Here is a 17,183-nt window from a genome sequence, read left to right on the forward strand (position 1 = left end):
AACTGGCCCTGCGGAGCTTGAAGAGCGTCCTGAAAATTGGCGCTCGGAGACCAGCATCCGGCACGGCCAGCCGAGCGGCACGGATGCCGGCATGTTATCCGCGGTCATGACGACACGATGCGCTTGGCACGATTGAAAGCCCGGCGCACCGGCTTCACCGCGAGATGAGAACGCCCGATGTCCTTTAAAATGCCATCGACCGAACAGGTGCGAGAATTGGGCGACAGCCTGGGGATCGATGTCACCGACAGCTATGCCGGTTTCTTCATCGACTTCATCAAGCCGTTTGCCGACGGTTATCGGCTGATCGCCTCCCTGCCGGACGACGTTCCCGAGATCAAATATCCGCGCGGAGGGTATTATCGGCCGGAGGGCGACGAGAACACGCATGGCGCCTGGATTGCGAAGGCGCATATCAAGGGCGCGAGCAGCGGAAAGCTGGCCGGAAAGAAGGTTGCGGTCAAGGACACCTACTCCCTCGCGGGCGTTCCGCTCACCAACGGCGCCTCCGTGCTGGAAGGCTATGTGCCGGAGTTCGACGCCCCCGTCATCACGCGGCTGCTCGACGCCGGCGCCGAGATCGTCGGCAAATCGGTCTGCGAATATTTTTCCTTCTCGGGCGGCGCCGCCACCAGCACATCCGGTCCGGTGCAAAACCCGCGCGCCTGGGGCCACACCCCCGGCGGATCGTCAACGGGCTCCGGCGCGCTGGTTGCGCTCGGCGAGGTCGACATGGCGACCGGCGGCGACCAGGCCGGTTCGATCCGGATCCCGGCGTCGCTCTCGGGTGTCGTCGGCATCAAGCCGACCTGGGGTCTCGTCCCTTATACCGGCATCATGGGCATGGATCCGACGATCGATCATGCCGGACCGCTTACCGCGACGGTCGCCGACAACGCGCTGTTTCTGGAAGTGATGGCCGGAGAGGATGGCTACGACTCGCGGCAGAAGGGGCTGCAACTCGACACCTACACCAAGGCGATCGGCCAGGGCATCGCCGGCCTGAAGGTCGGCGTGGTGCGGGAGGGATTTGGCCAATACGACTCGCATCCCGACGTCGATGCCGGGGTGCGGGCGGCAGCCAAGACGCTCCAGGAGCTGGGAGCCCAGGTCGATGAAATATCCATTCCCTGGCATTTGATCGGCGTGCCGATCTGGTCGGCGATCGCGCTCGAGGGCACGTTCCACGGCATGATCAAGAGCGCCCTTCCCCGCAACATCGAGGGCGTCTATCCGATCTCGCTCGCGGCCCGGCTCGGCTCGCTTCGCGACCGCGCCAACGAACTGCCCGACACCGTCAAGGTCGGCATGCTGCTCGGTGCCTATACCGACAAATATTATCAGGGATATTACTACTTCAAGGCGCAAAACCTGCGCCGGAAATTGCGGGCGGCCTATGACAAGGCGCTCGGCGCATATGATGTGCTGCTGATGCCGACGACCCGCATGATGGCATCCAGGATTCCGCCGCCCGACGCGCCGGCGGACGTTTTGATGCAGCACAGCTGGGAGCAGATCACCAACACCTGCCCGTTCAACATCACCCACCATCCCGCGCTCTCCATTCCCTGCGGTCTCGGGGAAGGCAGTCGCCCGATCGGCCTGATGCTGGTCGCGAAGCACTGGCAGGAATCGACGCTGTACCGGGCCGCCGATGCTTTCGAGCGCTCCTGCAATTGGCAATCGATGGGATCGAGCGGTAAACATTGACGCCGTGGTGCGGCCGTGCGCGTGCGCGGTCCGGCCGTTTCAACGAAACCCTTTCAACGAACCCTGAGGAGAATCGAGATGGGCAATGATGCGATCAAGATTGCGGCGACACCGCAGAGCGTCAAATGGGGCTTTTTCGATGCCTCCACTCCCTCGATCACCAGCGTTGCCTCCGGCACCGAAGTCATCATCGACACCGTTTCGGGCGACGCGGCGTACCTGCCGAGCGACGACGGCTTTGAAATTCTCCCCGAGCACCGCCCGATCCTGAAAGAGGCCGAACGCGGAGCGGGCCCACATTTCCTGACCGGCCCGATCAATGTCGACGGCGCCGAGCCCGGCGATGTGCTCGCGGTGGACATTCTGGACATCACCCTGCGGCAGAACTGGGGGTTCAATCTGATCATTCCGCTTCAAGGCACCATCCCTGACGATTTTCCCGACTTCATCTTGAAGATCCTGCCGATCGACAAACAGGCCAAGACGGTAACGCTGCCTTGGGGCGGCAAGCTCGCCCTCAGCCCGTTCTTCGGCGTCATGGGCGTCGCGCCGCCGCCGAACTGGGGACGCATCACCTCGGTGATTCCGCGCACGATGGGCGGCAACATGGATAACAAGGAACTGGTCGCGGGGACCACGGTTTACTTTCCGGTCTACAACAAGGGCGCGCAATTCTCGGTCGGCGACGGACACGGCGTGCAGGGCGACGGCGAGGTCTGCATCACGGCCCTCGAAACGGCGCTGACCGGCCATTTCCGACTCTCGGTGCGCAAAGACATGGAGTTGACCGCGCCGCGCGCGGAAACCCCGACGCATTACATCACGATGGGATTCGACGAGGATCTCGACGACGCGGTCAGGCAGGCGCTCCGCGACATGATCCGCTGGATCGGCGAACTGCGCGGCCTGTCGAAGACCGACGCCTATACGCTATGCAGCCTCGCGGCCGATCTCCACGTTACCCAGATGGTCAACATGGCCAAGGGAGCGCACTGCATGCTGCCGAAATCCATTCTGGGCTGATACCGGTGCGCCCCTGGCGCACAATCAGGCGGCCCGAACCGTCCGAAGGAATTTGTCGACCTCGGCGCGCAGCCCTTCGGATTGCTGCGACAGTTCGGACGACGCCGCCAGGACCTGTGCGGCGGCAGATCCGGTTTCACCGGCGGCGCGGGTGACACCGGTAATGTTGGTGGAAACATCGCCGGTTCCCTGAGCGGCCTGGTCGATACTACTCGCGATCTCCCGGGTGGCGGAGTTCTGCTGCTCCATCGCCGATGCGATCGCGGCCGATACTTCGTTCATGGAACCGATCACGCCGGTGATTTCCTTGATGGCGTGGACCGACTCGCTGGTCGACGACTGCATCGCCCCTACCTGGGCGGATATCTCCGCCGTGGCGCGCGCGGTCTGTCCGGCCAGCGACTTCACCTCCTGCGCGACGATGGCAAAGCCGCGGCCGGCGTCACCGGCGCGTGCCGCCTCGATGGTCGCGTTCAGCGCCAGCAGGTTGGTTTGCGACGCGATCTTGGTGATGATGTCGATGATTGCTCCGATCCTGCCCGCGGCCTCCGACAGATTATTGATCTTCGCGGCCGTCTCATCGGCGTTTCGCGCCGCGTTTGCGGCGATGCGGGCGGATTCCTTGATCTGCTGGCTGATCTGCGTGATCGAATTCGTCAACTCCTCGGTCGCGGCAGCCACCGTCTGCACATTCGCGGAAGCCTCTTCCGAGGCGCGCGACACCGAATTCGACTGCTCGGCGGTCTCCTTGGCCGCTGCGCTCATGGTTTTCGCCGATGCCTGAAGCCCGGTTGCCGCCGACGCCACGACATCGACCACGCCGCCGATCGCCCGTTCGAAATTGGAAGCCAGGTCTTCGAGCGTCTGCCGCCGGTCGCGCCGGCCCGCCTCGATATAGACCGAGATTGCAAGGTCCATGTCGAGCATCGACGCCTTGATCACCGCCGTCTGCAAGGCGGCCTTCCTGGCGGCGGCAGTCCGGTCAAATTTCGACGACGGCAAACGCAGCGCGATCGCCTCCATCAAGCCGGCAACCAGCGCACTATATCCGCCGATATACCAGCGCGGCTCGAGACCGAGCGTATTATGAACCTCTCCGATCCGGGTGACCGAACGCTCATAGGCTTCATCGAATTGACCGCTTGCGATCATGGCCCAATGCTTGAGCTGCATCTGCTTCGCGTGCAGCATCACGTCACGGCTCTTGAAGAACGCCGCCGTCTCGGCAAATTTTTCGATGTGATCGTAGAACCGGCCCAGAATCGCCGGCATCTCGGCCAGAATGAATGCGCGACTTCCGGCTAACGCGGCGATGGTGCTGGCGTCGATATTGTTGAATTTCAGGCGCTCTGCGATCGTGCTTTCGTTCGTCATATGCAAATCCTGCCCATCGGACCTAAAATTGAAGGGAAAAGAAAAGCAGACACGAACGCGAGAACATCATGCTCAAAGCTGCCGGGCATCAGCGCCCTTGATCGAACGGCAAGCTCTATTGAAAATTCGCGTATCCTGTATTGACGCAGGTCAATTCCAGCAATGATCCGGTGTCGCCGGCCGATCGCGATTGATCGCAGGAATTGCCGCAAAGATACGCAGAACGCTGCGATTGAATAAACCGGCCGGCATGTGCGCTTGGCCGAAATATCGAGGTCTTTTGCGGTCCAGAAGAACGAAGTCAGCGCTGCCCCATCATGGCCGAAGGACCAACCGCAGCAATATATGAGCTCTCGTCCCTGGCCGCCTTTTCCGCCAATTGACGCTGGATTTCCGCGACGATCGGCGCGTCGCGTTCGCTCGGCGCGGGTCTGCCAAAGAGATAGCCCTGAACCTCGCTGCATCCTTCCTCGGTTACGCGTTCCAGATGCGCCTGGGTTTCAACGCCCTCGGCGACGGTCGTCACGCCGAGCCGCTTGCCGAGATCCGCCACCACCTTGACCACAGCCGCGCAGTCCGGCCGCTTCACGGCGTCCCGGACAAAGGAGCCGTCGATCTTGATCTTGTCGAACGGGAAGGCCCTCAGATGGGCAAGCGACGAGAATCCTGTCCCGAAATCATCGAGCGCGACGCGGACGCCCATATCGCGCGCCTGACGCAAATCGGCGATGCAGTCGAGCACGTCATTCAACAGCGCGCTTTCCGTGACCTCGATCTCCAGCCGCCCCGGCGACAGCCCGCTCTCGACCAGCGCCGTGAGAATGGCCGGAGCCAGCGTTCCCTTGCCGAGTTGCCCCGGCGAAACATTGACCGCGACGCGGGCGCCGTCGGTCCATTCGGCGGCGTCCCGGCAGGCGCGGTTGAGGACGAACAGACCGAGCTTGTCGATCAATCCGCTCCCCTCCGCCACCGGAATGAATTCGCCGGGAGAAATCCAGCCTCGTTGCGGATTGTACCAACGAAGCAGCGCCTCCCGCGCCGTGATGCGGCCGGTCTGGATATCCACGATCGGCTGGTAGAACACGAATAGCCCGTTCTCTTCTTCGAGGGCAACGCGCAACTTTCCTTCCAGCCGCACGCGTTCCTGAATGCGCAGCTCCAGCTCGGGAGAAAACATCCTGGACGTGCCCTTGCCGGCGGCTTTCGCCGCGTAGAGCGCGATGTCGGCGCGCGACAGCAGGATCTCGGCATCGTTGCCATGGAGCGGAGCCACGGCGATACCGATGGAAGCGCCGATCTGGACACGCCTGTCCAATTCCAGATGATAGGGCGCAACGAGGGCGTCAACCAGCCTGCCGGCCAGCGCGGGGGCTGCGTCGGGATCCCCCTCCTCCATCAAAATCCCGAATTCGTCGCCGCCAAGCCGCCCGACCATCAGGGACGGCTGACGGCATTCGTCGCGGAGCCGGTTGGCGACCTGCTTCAGCAAGGCGTCGCCGACAAGATGGCCCATCGAGTCGTTGACGATCTTGAAGCCGTCGAGGTCAATGAACAGAAGGCCAACCCGGCTGCCCGGCTTCGCAAGGCTGAGCTCCAGCTGTTCGCGAAAGGTCGTGCGGTTGGCAAGGCCGGTCAGCGTGTCGTAATGCGCGAGTTCGCGAATGCGATTTTCCGCTTCGACCTGTTGGGTGACGATCGACCAGGTGAGCATCGGCCCGATGTAACTGCCGTCGGTGGCGTTGACCGCGGAAATCTGCAGGTCCAGCATCTCCGGTCCCAGCTTGATGCGGGCGCGATGCGGCAGGTTGCCCGGATTTGACAGCAGCCGGCGCTGATGTTCCGGGTGCCTGTGAAAGATGTCGATGGATGCGCCAAGGAGCTCATCCGCCTTGATCGGCAGCAGGCCTTCGATCCGGCTCAGCGTTTGTTTCGAGGTTTCGTTGACATAGTTGATGTTGAAGGTCGCGGGATCGACCGTCATCACCGCTACCGGCATGTCGTCGATCATCCGCAGCAGCCGGTATTGCTCCTGCTGCTTGCGCTGATTCTCGGCAATCAGCGCCATCGCCTCGGCCTGCGCGACAACCAGCCGATTGAAGTCACGGCTTTGCATCAGGACAACGACCAGCACAGCGGCCATGACAAGGATGAAGTTGACGGCCATCGCAATGAAGGTCGGATTTTCCGTCAAGGCAAAGAAGCCCACGAAGATCGTGGTCACGACAGCCGTAATGATGAGGACGGCCGAACGCAGATGCGTGAGGCAGAAAACGCAGCCGATCACCGAGATCGCGAGGAAGAAGGCCACATAGCTTTGCGCGAAAGCATCGCCGTATGGAAAAAGCGCCAGCGCCCATGCGGGAAAGCCGACGGCAAGAATTCCCGCCATGCGGTTTGTCCGCCTCAGCTCATGGATAGCCGTTTCGGTCGTCAGGACGACGCCTCGCTTCCGCCACCAGACGGTAAGCCGGACCGCGCAAATGATGGTCAGAACAAGCGGGCAATAAACGGTCAACCATAACGGCGCCGCATGGAGATAATCGATCGCCAATACCCAGCTACTGGCGACAAGGATAAAATACATCAAGGGGATCAGGCTGGACAGCGCCGTACATTGTGCTTTGACCAAATCCGGATTGTCTGAGGGCAGCGCCATGACTGCCTTCGTCCTGGTAATTAATGCATCAATAAACATACGACGTCCTGCCAACGCTGCTCGCTCAGACCGCGCCGATCTCCGCGGAACGAAAATTCATAAAGTGCCGGACCTTCGGATTCTGACGTATCCGCGCCTGTCGTTTCAGGCATCTAATAATGTCTCTAAAGATTAAAATTCCAGCTACGCGAGCGGTTTCAGGAGCGTGAACCAGGAAGGGAGCCTCAACCTGCCTGGAGATGGACAGCCGTCTGCTCGTCGGACCATTGCCACCGCCCTCCGCCGGCGCGCTTCGCCGCATAAAGGGCGCGGTCGACATGTTCCAGCAATTGGGACGCCGCATTAGCGGAGGGAGCCATTTCACCCTCGGTCACCAGAATACCGGCGCTCGCGCCGATCCGAACCGACACGTCGGACAACAGGAAAGGTTGTGACAGCGCTTTGACGGCCCGTCTGGTAAGGGCAAGGGCCGCATCTCGCCCAGCCTGCCCAGCGTCCACGGATCTGAGCAACATGAATTCGTCGCCGCCGAAACGCGCCGCCATCCCATCGGCTCCGACACAATCGGTCAGGCGTTCCGCGACCTGACGAAGCAACAGGTCTCCGGCGCGGTGACCGAAGCGATCGTTCACCGGCTTGAAACCATCGAGATCGAGAGCAACGACCGCGATGCTTGCCCTGGCACTTGCAAGGGCCGAAAGAAATGCAGCGCGGTTCGGCAGACCGGTCAGAAAATCGTGGCTCGCCTGACGCGCCAGGGCATGCTTCGCCTCCAGTCTTTCGATAAAGGCGGTGCTCAGATGACGGGAGGCTTCGCGCAGCGTTATCCAGAACAGGAACAGCATGCAGCCGCCGATCCTGTATGGCAGCTCCGGCCGCAGAAGCCCTGCGATCGTTGTCGGAGCAAGCAACAGGGCCGACGCCAGCAACACGATCCACGGACGAACGGCAGCGCGCGAGACCATGCCGACGCAGTAGGACATCGAAAGCCCGAAAGCGAGCCAGGCTCCGGCAGCATCGCCCAGTTGAAGGGCTCGAAACGAAAGCAGACCAAGCGCAATTCCGAACGCCGCCGCCCCCACACCATAGATGCGCTCCCAGCGCACGACGTCTTCGTCGGAGAAATTTGCCGATCGGGACCGGTAAAGATGCAGGCTATAGAGCCTCGCCGTCGATGTTATCAGAATGAAACAGGCGATCACCGAATAGCCGACGTCTCCGCTGATGATGGCCAGCGCCACGGCGCCGCTGACCGAAGTCACCGTTATCGCCATGACCTGCGGAAGCGAGGTGTAAAGCAGCTCGATGAGCTCCCGCCGGATACTCGAACTCGGATGCAAAAATCTGAAAAAAGCCGTCGGTCCCATGCCGGGACAATGGCGTCGAGTTCCTAACAAGTCGTGGCCATGAACGGCCGGTCTGCGCAAGAATGTGATAGGCTTATTTGATAGGATTAAGAGCCCGTCAACGGTCGCCGTCGCGGGAACTTTTCTTACCAGAACCAGTGCGATTTTTCCGGTGCATTGCTGCCGGTGGATGACGGCTATGAAACCGCCATCGGGAGCGACTGGATCCGGGGGTAAACGCGCCGCGCATTGCCGGCAAGGATGGCGCGCTTGTGCTCGGCCGTCAGGATCGTCGAAGCGTCGATGTAGCGGCGCGTATCGTCGTAATTATGCCCGGTCTCGGGATCGACGCCCTTGACGGCGCCCAGCATCTCCGACGCGAACAGGATGTTTTCAGCGGAGATCACGCGCGTCAAAAGATCGATACCCGGCTGATGATAGATGCAGGTATCGAAGAACACGTTGTTCAGAACCAGTTCCGACAGAGGCGGCTTGTTCTGGTCCTGTGCGATGCCGCGATAGCGGCCCCAGTGGTAGGGAATCGCGCCGCCGCCATGCGGGATGATGAAACGCAGCGTCGGAAAATCCTTGAACAGATCCGACATCAGCAATTGCACGAACGCCGTGGTGTCGCCGTTGATGTAGTGGCTGCCCGTGGTGTGAAAGGCGCGGTTCGCCGCCGCACTGACATGGATCATCGCGGGGACGTCGAGTTCGACCATCTTTTCATAGAGCGGGTACCACCAGCGATCGGTCAAGGGCGGCTCGGTCCAGTAACCGCCGCTCGGGTCCGGATTGAGATTGCAGCCGACGAAACCGAGTTCCGTAACGCAGCGGACCAGTTCGCCGATGCAGTTTTCCGGCGCGACGCCCGGCGACTGCGGCAACTGACAGACGCCGATGAAATTGTTCGGATAAAGCTGCGTCAATCGATGGATCAGATCGTTCGACACCCGTGACCAGGCGGCGCTGACCGAGGCGTCACCGATATGATGGCTCATGCCGGACGCGCGCGGCGACAGCAGCGTCGCGGATGTGCCGCGTTCGCGCTGCAGCCGCAGCTGCGCGTTTTCGACCGAGGCCCGGAGTTGATCGTCGCTGATCCGCAGTTCGTCGGTCGAAGGCCGCTGCGAGGGATCGTTGATCGCGGCGATCTGGCGCTTGCGCCAATCGAGCAACGCCTCGGGCTCGGTGGTGTAATGACCGTGGCAGTCGATCACCAGCCCGTCGGCCCTCGCAGCGGCCTTGGCACCAGCGGCCTGCTTCGCGCCGGCCAGCGCTTCGATATTCGCCGGTGTCTCCGACGGCGTCGGGCCGGCGGCCGCGCTCATGCCGGGGAACACCGGGTTGCAGCAACCACATCCGCGAACCGCATCATTTCCGCCCGAAGCAAACACCAATTCTCTCCCGTTCCAGCCGGTTCTAATCGTCGATCTGCACGCCCAGCCGCAGCAGGGCGGCATCGACCCAGGCGCGGTCGTTGTTGCCCTGCTTGATCTCGTCGAGTTGCTTGAGCTCGGCGCGATGCCTGGCTTCCGTCGCCTTGAGGATATCCGCGGTGAAATCGAAGGGGACGCAAACCACGCCATCGCCATCGCCGACGATCAGGTCGCCGGGCGCGATGACCATGCCGTCGATGGCGATCGGTACGTTGATTTCTCAACGAGTTGAACCCGGGATCACGGGACGCCCTGCAGGGATTTCCTCACATCTTTTGACGAATAGGTATCTCCGATCACAGACCCCGTCCAATATTTTCGGCAAAGACCTCGCTTTGAGTATCGGCTAAGCCGCCGGCCGCGCGTAACGCGCCGCGGGCGTGCTGCGGGACAGGTTCGGCATCAGCTTCTGCCTCGCTGCCTCATAGGCCTGCCAGTCGCCGATGTCGGGAAGCGACGGAATGGTGACAAGCTCGCCCTGATCCAGACCCGCGAGCGCGGCGTCGACCATGTCGTCGGCCTTCATCACGATGGCGCTCGGAAGATGGCCCACGGGCACGCCGGCCAGATCCCAGAACTCGGTCGCGGTAGCGCCGGGCAGCACCGCCTGCACACGCAGGTTCTTTTCCGCGAGCTCCTTGTGTAACGATAGGCTGAGCGCCAGCACAAAGGCCTTGGTGCCGCCATACACGCCATTGAGGGTTTCGGGCGCGACGCCGGCGATCGAGGCGATGTTGATGATCGTCCCGCCGCCACGGGCGACCAGGCCGGGCACGGCGGCATAGGTCAGGCGCGTCAGCGAGCCGACATTGAGCGATATCATCTCCTCCATCTTGTCGACGTCGGACGAAAGCAATGGGCCCGCGGTGCCAATGCCGGCGTTGTTGACCAGCAATGTGATGCGGGTATCCGTCCGCAGCACGGTCTCGACACGGCGGAGATCGTCGCTGTTGTTGAGGTCGGCGGCGACGATCTCGACCGCGCGTCCGGTCTCGCTCCCGAGGCGCTTGGCGAGAGTTGAAAGCTTGTCCTGGCTGCGCGCCACCAGAATCAGATCGTAGCCGCGACGGGCCAGCCGGTCCGCGTAAATCGCCCCGATGCCCGACGAGGCGCCAGTAACCAGTGCGATGCCCTTGTTCGCGTCGCTCATGTTCGTTCTCCGTAGGTTGCCCGCACCATCCGTGGCGCGGTGACCCAGTTTCTAGCGTCGCTGGCCAATGTCTCAAATGTCATATATACCACCTTTTATGCCATACCCGTGACGGAGACTGTCATGCACAAAATCGGCTTTGTGGTCTTTCCCAACTTTCAGGTGATGGGTTTTGCGGCGTTGACTGCCTTCGAGGTCGCCAATCTCGTCGTAGGTGAAGATGCCTACGCCATCACGCTGCTGTCGGAGACGGGCGGCATGGTCAGATCCTCCGCCGGATTCAGCGTGGAAACGGAAGCCTTCGGCAAGACGAAATTCGACACCGTGATGATCGGCGCCAGCGCGCAGATCGAGCCGGTGACGCCGGGGCTGATTGATTTCGTCAAGCGCAGCATGAAAACCTCGCGGCGGATGGCGGCGCCCTGCACCGGCGCGTTCGTGCTGGCGGAAGCCGGCCTTCTCGACGGAAGGCGCGCGACGACGCACTGGGCGTTTGCCAGAGACCTGCAATCCCGCTTTCCGGACCTGAAAGTGGAAGAAGACCGGATCTATATTATCGACGGTTCGGTCTGGACCTCCGCCGGCATGACGGCAAGCATCGATCTGGCGCTCGCCATGGTCGAGAAAGACCACGGACAGGAGGTCGCCCGCGCCGTCGCGCGCAAGCTCGTGGTCTATCATCGCAGGGCCGGCGGGCAGTCGCAATTCTCGACGCTGCTGGAACTCGAACCGAAATCCGACCGCATCCAGCGCACGATCGACTACGCCAGCCGGAATCTGCAACGGGAATTGTCGGTGGAGGAATTGGCCGAGGCCGCCGGGCTAAGTCCAAGGCAATTCAGCCGCGCCTTCAAGGAAGAAACCGGGCAGTCGCCGGCCAAGGCGGTGGAGAATCTGCGCGTTGAGGCCGCCCGGCTGCTGACAGAACAAGACCGCCATTCGATGGACGTGATCGCGGACCAGACCGGCTTCGGCGATCGCGAGCGGATGCGCCGCGCCTTCCTCCGAACCCTCGGCCAGCCGCCGCAATCCATTCGTCGCAATTCGAGGTCTGCGGCGTAAGGAGGCAGCGACGCAACGACGGCGCTACGCGCCCACTTCCGGTAGGCTGGCCGCCGCGATCGCGATGATGTGGGCCAGACGGTGCCCGATCCGGGATGGCGCCCTTCGCAATAACGCAGCTACATGTTGCATGTGATATTTTCCCGCCGCGCCGGCCGAAACCATGATTTCCGCGAACAGAAACAAACGGCGCATCGCTGACTTGGCCGTGCGCGCTGGAGATGTCGAGAGCGCCGGGAAAATAGCAACATCACCATCGTCCGCCTTGCGGACGACAGTTGTTTTCTTGCTGTGATGGGACCGGTAACGGAAGAAATATTCTCCCGGAAATTCGGCTATGCCGGCAGGAATCCGAACGCCTGCTCGAAGCGCTTGACGTAGCGCGGCCAGACCTCGGGGTTGATGATGCGCGGCGGGCGTTTGCCGTCGAGCGCATCGAGCACCTGTTCGGCGGCGATCCGGCCCATGTTCTCGCGCGCTTCCCGGGTCACGCCGGCAGTGTGCGGGCTGGCCAGGACATTATCGAACTGCAACAGCGGATGGTCCGGCGGCGGCGGCTCCTTGGCCCAGACATCGAGACCCGCGCCCGCGATCTGCTTGTTGCGCAAGGCGTCGGCGAGCGCGGCCTCATCGTGGATGAAGCCCCTCGCGGTGGTGATGAAATAAGCGTGCTTCTGCATCAGCGCGAATTCGCGCGCACCGATCATGTTGCGGTTGTCCCTGGTCAGCGGACAGGAGATCGACACATAGTCGGAGCGGCGCAGCAGTTCATCCAGCTCGACCTTCTCGCCGCCGCGCGCCGCCATCTCGGTGGTCGAAAGATAAGGATCGTAAGCCAGCACGTTCATCCGGAACAGGCCCTTGCAGAGTTCGGCAATGCGGCGGCCGACATTGCCGAGCCCGATAATGCCGATGGTCTTGCCCTGCGCCTCGGTGCCCATCAGCGCGTTGCGATTGACGTTGGCCTCGCGCCGCAGCGCACGATCGGCCTCGACAATGCGCTTCGACAGCGTGAGCAGCATCCCGAGCGCATGTTCGGCCACCGAATTGGCGTTGCCGCCGGACTGGTTGACGACGACGACGCCCGCTTCCGTGCAGGCCTCGACATCGACGGGATCGAAACCCGCGCCATTGCTGGACACGATCAGGAGGTTCGGCGCGCGCCGCAACAGATCATGGCCGGCATGGAAATGCGGCGCGATCTCGTCGCGCGCGGCGCCGATCTGGTAGACATGCGCCGCCGCCAGGATCGGCGCGGCGGTTTCGTCCGGGCTTTCGTTCTCGAGCCGGTCGAGCCGCACATCGGGCCGCGCCCGCAAGATATCGGCATAGATCTCATGGGCGAGGTATTTGACGTAGAACACGCGCTTGTTGTTGACGGACATTGATCACAGACCTTCAGTTCGGAAATCCGTAGAGATTGGCGGGGTTGGTGACGAGAATGCGGTGCCGGGTCGCCACGTCCGGCGTCCACCATTGAAACAGTTCGAACAGATGCGTCGCGTCCGGCATCTCGCCTTCGACGCGCGGATGCGGCCAGTCGCCGCCCCATACCAGCCGTTCGGGATTGGCGTGGACCAGCGCGTCGTGAAACGGCCGCGCGTCGGGATAGTCGGGCGCGGCACGGCTCAGGCGATGAGCGCCCGACAGTTTCGTCCAGCACCAGCCCTCGCCGATGGCGCGCAACAGGCTCTGGAAGCCCGGCGTCGCGGTGCCGGCGCGCGCATCGGTGCGGCCCATATGGTCGATCACGACCGGCAGGCCGAGCGACTTCAGGGCCGGAATCGTCTCGGGCAGATCCTTGACATCGATCCAGAGCTGAAGGTGCCAGCCGAGCTCGGCCATGACCGGCGCATGTTGTTCGGCGACGCCGAGCGGCACGCCGCCGCGATAATGCAGCTGGCCGTCGCGGAAGAAATGATTGAAGCGCAACGCCCTGACGCCGCAGCGATGCCAGGCGCGGAGCGTGTCCGGCGCGACATCGGCATCGGCCACCGCGACGCCGCGCAGGCGAGACGGCTGGCGTTCGAGCGCGTCCAGCATCGCGGCATTGTCGTGGCCGTGGGCGCTGCCCTGCACCAGCACGCCGCGGTCAAATCCGATCGTATCGAGCATGCCGAGATATTTTTCCAGCGGCGCGTCCGGCGGCGTGTAGCTGCGATCAGCGGCATAGGGAAACCGGTCGGCCGGCCCGAATACATGCGCATGGGTATCGCAGGCGTTCGGCGGCGGCGGCACCCTTGGGCGGCTGACTTCGAGCGGCGGCAGGCAAGCGGGAATGGCTGGCATCATTCGGCCTTTATACCGGCGGCCTTGATGATCGGCCCCCATTTGTCATAGTCGGCGTGGATCCTGGCGTCGAATTGTTCGGGCGTGCTGCCGATCGGGGTCGAGCCGAGCCTGGCCAGCCGCTCCTTCACCGTCTCCGTGTTCAAGGCCGCCACGAAGTCGTGCGAGAGCTTTGCCACGATATCCTTCGGCATGTTGGCAGGTCCCAGCAGGCCCCACCATACCTCGGTGTCATAGCCCGGCACGATCTCGCCGATGCTCGGCACCTCCGGCAACAACGGCGCCCGCGACGCGGTGGTGACGGCAAGCGCGCGCACGCTGCCGGCCTGGAGCTGCCCGACCGATTCCGGCCCATTGTTGAAGGACATCGGAATTTGTCCGGCCAGAAGATCGTTGAGCGCCGGAATCCCGCCCTTGTAGGGAATGGGGCTGATGTCGATCCTGGCGAGGCTTCTGAAGAGTTCGCCGGCGAGATGCGTCGAGGTTCCGTTGCCGGCGTGCCCGAACGACAGCGCGCCCGGCTTCGCCTTTGCTTGCGCGATCACGTCGCCAAGCGTCCTGAACGGAGAGTCGGTCCGCACCAGCAGAATATTGGGCGATGACGCCAGTAGCGAAATCGGCGTGAAGTCCTTGAAGGTGTCGTAAGGCAGCTTCGCGTATAGAAACGGGTTGGTGGGATGTCCGCTGGCGACGACGATCAGCGTGTAACCGTCGGGCGGCGACGCCGCCAACGCCTGCGACGCGATCACGCCGCCCGCCCCCGGCCGGTTTTCGACCACCACCGACTGGCCCCATTGCCGCGAGACGACATCGCCGAGCGTGCGCGCCAGCACGTCCACGCCGCCGCCGGCGGCATAGGGCACGAAAATATGCACCGGCCGGGAGGGAAAGGCAGGCTGTGCCGACGCGCCGCCCGCAGCCAGCACGGCCGCCAACGCGACAAATGTCCGGAACCAATTGGCCACGGCATTTCCCCCAAATTCGCGCTATTTGTTTTATGGCGCGCGATTTCTTGTCGCTCTTATCTCACGTTCGCGTGCCCGGCGCATCGCCCGACGCGCAGATCACGGTAACGGCCGGGACATGTTGACAATCCCGGAGATCGCGTCAAGTTCGCAGCCTCGACAGGGACCGCGAGCGGTCATGTTGCGAACGAAACATCGTCGCGAAGCACAGGGAGAGCGTGATGGCCGCCGCCGAGGCACAAACCATGACCCAGACCTTGCCGGGAAAGCCCGAAACGCCCTGGCATGAGGTGGTGCTGCAAACGCTGAAGCGTAACGACATCCGCCTCGTCCCCTATGTCCCCGACCGGGTGCTGACGGCGCTGATCAAGAGCATCCACGCCGACCCGTTCTTCACGACATTCCCGACCGCGCGCGAAGAGGAAGCGGTCGGCATCGTCGCCGGCGCCTGGATGGGCGGCATGCGCAGCGCGGTGCTGATGCAGACATCCGGCTTCGCCACATTGGCCAATGTAATGGCCTCGCTGGCAGTGCCCTATCAGATTCCACTGATCATGTTCGTGTCCGAGCGCGGCACGCTCGGTGAATTCAATTACGGGCAGTCGCTGGTCTGCCGCACCATGCGGCCGGTGCTCGACTCGCTCGCGATGGAGCATCACACCGTCACCCGGCTCGACGAGTTGGAATTCATCACCGACCGCTCGATCAAGCAGGCCGTCACCACGCAGGCGCCGGTGGCCTTGATCCTGTCGCCGCTCCTGACCGGCGGAAAAGTCGAGAATTGAGCGATCCCATGAACAAGACAGCCAGGGCCCCCGCCCGCAACACCAAGATCATGAACCGGTTCGACCTCACCTCGCGCCTGGTCGCCAGGCTGAAGAACGAGGAAGCCGTGATCGGCGGCATCGGCAACACCAATTTCGATCTGTGGGCCGCGGGCCATCGTCCGCAGAACTTCTACATGCTGGGCAGCATGGGTCTCGCCTTCCCGATTGCGCTCGGCGTCGCGCTGGCGCAGCCGAAGCGCCGCGTTTTCGCGCTCGAAGGCGACGGCTCGCTGTTGATGCAACTGGGATGCCTGTCGACGATTGCAACGCTGGCGCCGCGGAACCTGTGCATGGTGGTGATGGATAACGGCATCTACCAGATCACCGGCGCGCAACCGACGCCGGCCGCGGCGGTCTCGGATATCGTGGCCATCGCCGCCGGATGCGGTCTCGCCAATAGCAGCTGGGCGGCCGATGAGGAGGATTTCGAACGTCTGGTCGACCTCGCTCTGTCGGCGTCGGGGCCGACCTTGATCGGGGTGCGCATCGACGACAAGCCGGGAACCGGAACCACGCGGCGCGATCCGGTGCAGATCAGGGAGCGCTTCATGAACGGCATCGGAGTTCGGCAGCCGCTGTGATCCGCGGCAAAAACGCCGTTAACCACACGGAATCGCAAGTTCCCGTGACAACGATATTCGCACGGTAAGAAGTGTGTTATCCGGACCCGATGACCATCATCCTTCGGATCTTCGCCTGGCTGCTCGCCGCCGCCGTCACCTTCGCCACCCTGGGACCGGCCCGCCTCCGCCCCCACTCCGACCTCGGCCAGAACGGCGAACATGCGTTCGCGTTCATCCTGATCGGCCTGGCGTTCGGTCTCGCCTATACGCAAAGCCGGCTGCGCACCTCGATGATCACCGTGATCCTGATCGGCATTCTCGAACTGCTGCAATTCCTGGCGCCTGGAAGGCACGCAAGGCTCGACGATTTCATCGTCGATGCGCTGACGGCCTGCGTCGGCTTCGCCATTGTCGCCGCACTCGATTGGGCGATGCAGCGGCTACGCGCATTTCGGACCAGCGCCAGCTGATTCCACAAACCGTCATTCCGGGGCGTGCCACGCGCGAGCCCGGAATCCCGCCAGCGATTTCCAACGCATTTTCCAGTTCCGTGGCTTCATCCTTCGAGACGCATCGCTTCGTGACGCTCCTCAGGATCTGACTCAAAAAGCGAGCGATAAAATCGGGCTTTTCAAGGAGGTCGTCATGGCCGGGCTTGTCCCGGCCATGACAAAAAAGCGATTCACGCTCAAGTGGTCAGGAAGAGCCCGCAACCATCGAATGCTTTTTCAGTCAGGCTCTCAGGATGATGTCCCGTTAGACCCTGGTGTTGAGCAGCG

General features: G+C 62.7%; 15 protein-coding genes. 6 read left to right on the plus strand and 9 right to left on the minus strand.

Going from position 1 to position 17,183, the window contains the following annotated elements:
- Positions 1 to 177: 177 nt before the first annotated feature.
- Positions 178 to 1,710 (plus strand): amidase, encoded by a 1,533-nt coding sequence (locus HB630_RS06665; RefSeq protein ID WP_213771044.1) that lies wholly within the window; start codon positions 178 to 180, stop codon positions 1,708 to 1,710.
- A 78-nt stretch (positions 1,711 to 1,788) separates the two neighbouring features.
- Positions 1,789 to 2,733, plus strand: coding sequence for an acetamidase/formamidase family protein (locus tag HB630_RS06670; protein ID WP_213771046.1), 945 nt, complete (start codon positions 1,789 to 1,791; stop codon positions 2,731 to 2,733).
- Between the two features lie 24 nt (positions 2,734 to 2,757).
- On the opposite strand, the gene HB630_RS06675 is transcribed toward HB630_RS06670, so the two are convergent.
- The 6 genes from HB630_RS06675 to HB630_RS06700 all read right to left on the minus strand — a co-directional run bounded on the left by HB630_RS06675 (position 2,758) and on the right by HB630_RS06700 (position 10,698).
- Positions 2,758 to 4,107, minus strand: a complete 1,350-nt coding sequence (locus tag HB630_RS06675; RefSeq protein WP_213771048.1) for a globin-coupled sensor protein — start codon at positions 4,105 to 4,107, stop codon at positions 2,758 to 2,760.
- A 301-nt stretch (positions 4,108 to 4,408) separates the two neighbouring features.
- Entirely contained in the window at positions 4,409 to 6,763 is a 2,355-nt protein-coding gene (locus HB630_RS06680) for an EAL domain-containing protein (RefSeq protein WP_249780709.1), read from the minus strand.
- A 224-nt stretch (positions 6,764 to 6,987) separates the two neighbouring features.
- The gene (locus HB630_RS06685; protein WP_213771050.1) at positions 6,988 to 8,130 is read right to left on the minus strand and encodes a diguanylate cyclase; all 1,143 of its coding nucleotides are present in this window, start codon (positions 8,128 to 8,130) and stop codon (positions 6,988 to 6,990) included.
- Positions 8,131 to 8,306: 176 nt separating this feature from the next.
- Positions 8,307 to 9,332, minus strand: a complete 1,026-nt coding sequence (locus HB630_RS06690; RefSeq protein ID WP_213771896.1) for an amidohydrolase family protein — start codon at positions 9,330 to 9,332, stop codon at positions 8,307 to 8,309.
- A 199-nt stretch (positions 9,333 to 9,531) separates the two neighbouring features.
- Positions 9,532 to 9,765 (minus strand): hypothetical protein, encoded by a 234-nt coding sequence (locus HB630_RS06695; RefSeq protein ID WP_346656060.1) that lies wholly within the window; start codon positions 9,763 to 9,765, stop codon positions 9,532 to 9,534.
- Positions 9,766 to 9,894: 129 nt separating this feature from the next.
- Complete coding sequence (locus HB630_RS06700; RefSeq protein WP_213771054.1) at positions 9,895 to 10,698, minus strand: SDR family oxidoreductase; 804 nt, start codon at positions 10,696 to 10,698, stop codon at positions 9,895 to 9,897.
- Between the two features lie 123 nt (positions 10,699 to 10,821).
- Between HB630_RS06700 and HB630_RS06705 the strand changes: the two genes are divergently transcribed.
- Positions 10,822 to 11,760 carry a GlxA family transcriptional regulator gene (locus HB630_RS06705; RefSeq protein ID WP_213771056.1) on the plus strand — a complete coding sequence of 313 codons (939 nt, stop codon included), beginning with the start codon at positions 10,822 to 10,824 and terminating at the stop codon, positions 11,758 to 11,760.
- Between the two features lie 335 nt (positions 11,761 to 12,095).
- Here HB630_RS06705 and HB630_RS06710 read toward each other — a convergent pair whose 3' ends face one another.
- From HB630_RS06710 to HB630_RS06720, 3 genes are read right to left on the minus strand one after another with little or no spacing between them, the layout of a single operon-like run.
- Positions 12,096 to 13,145: a hydroxyacid dehydrogenase gene (locus tag HB630_RS06710; RefSeq protein WP_213771057.1), complete on the minus strand. Its 1,050-nt coding sequence runs from the start codon at positions 13,143 to 13,145 to the stop codon at positions 12,096 to 12,098.
- Positions 13,146 to 13,158: 13 nt separating this feature from the next.
- On the minus strand, positions 13,159 to 14,049 hold the full coding sequence (locus HB630_RS06715; RefSeq protein ID WP_213771059.1) for an amidohydrolase family protein: 891 nt from the start codon (positions 14,047 to 14,049) through the stop codon (positions 13,159 to 13,161).
- Positions 14,049 to 15,014 carry a tripartite tricarboxylate transporter substrate-binding protein gene (locus HB630_RS06720; protein WP_213771061.1) on the minus strand — a complete coding sequence of 322 codons (966 nt, stop codon included), beginning with the start codon at positions 15,012 to 15,014 and terminating at the stop codon, positions 14,049 to 14,051. Before HB630_RS06720 ends, HB630_RS06715 begins: the two co-directional genes overlap by 1 nt.
- 221 nt (positions 15,015 to 15,235) lie before the next feature.
- Here HB630_RS06720 and HB630_RS06725 point away from each other — a divergent pair, with 221 nt between their 5' ends.
- From HB630_RS06725 to HB630_RS06735, 3 genes are all read left to right on the plus strand, one after another.
- The gene (locus tag HB630_RS06725; protein WP_213771063.1) at positions 15,236 to 15,799 is read left to right on the plus strand and encodes a thiamine pyrophosphate-binding protein; all 564 of its coding nucleotides are present in this window, start codon (positions 15,236 to 15,238) and stop codon (positions 15,797 to 15,799) included.
- A gap of 8 nt (positions 15,800 to 15,807) precedes the next feature.
- Positions 15,808 to 16,422 carry a thiamine pyrophosphate-dependent enzyme gene (locus HB630_RS06730; protein WP_213771065.1) on the plus strand — a complete coding sequence of 205 codons (615 nt, stop codon included), beginning with the start codon at positions 15,808 to 15,810 and terminating at the stop codon, positions 16,420 to 16,422.
- A gap of 89 nt (positions 16,423 to 16,511) precedes the next feature.
- Entirely contained in the window at positions 16,512 to 16,874 is a 363-nt protein-coding gene (locus HB630_RS06735) for a VanZ family protein (protein ID WP_213771066.1), read from the plus strand.
- Positions 16,875 to 17,183 lie beyond the last annotated feature (309 nt).

Origin of the sequence: Bradyrhizobium sp. dw_78 (genome assembly GCF_018449525.1) — a bacterium.
Lineage (GTDB): Bacteria > Pseudomonadota > Alphaproteobacteria > Rhizobiales > Xanthobacteraceae > Bradyrhizobium.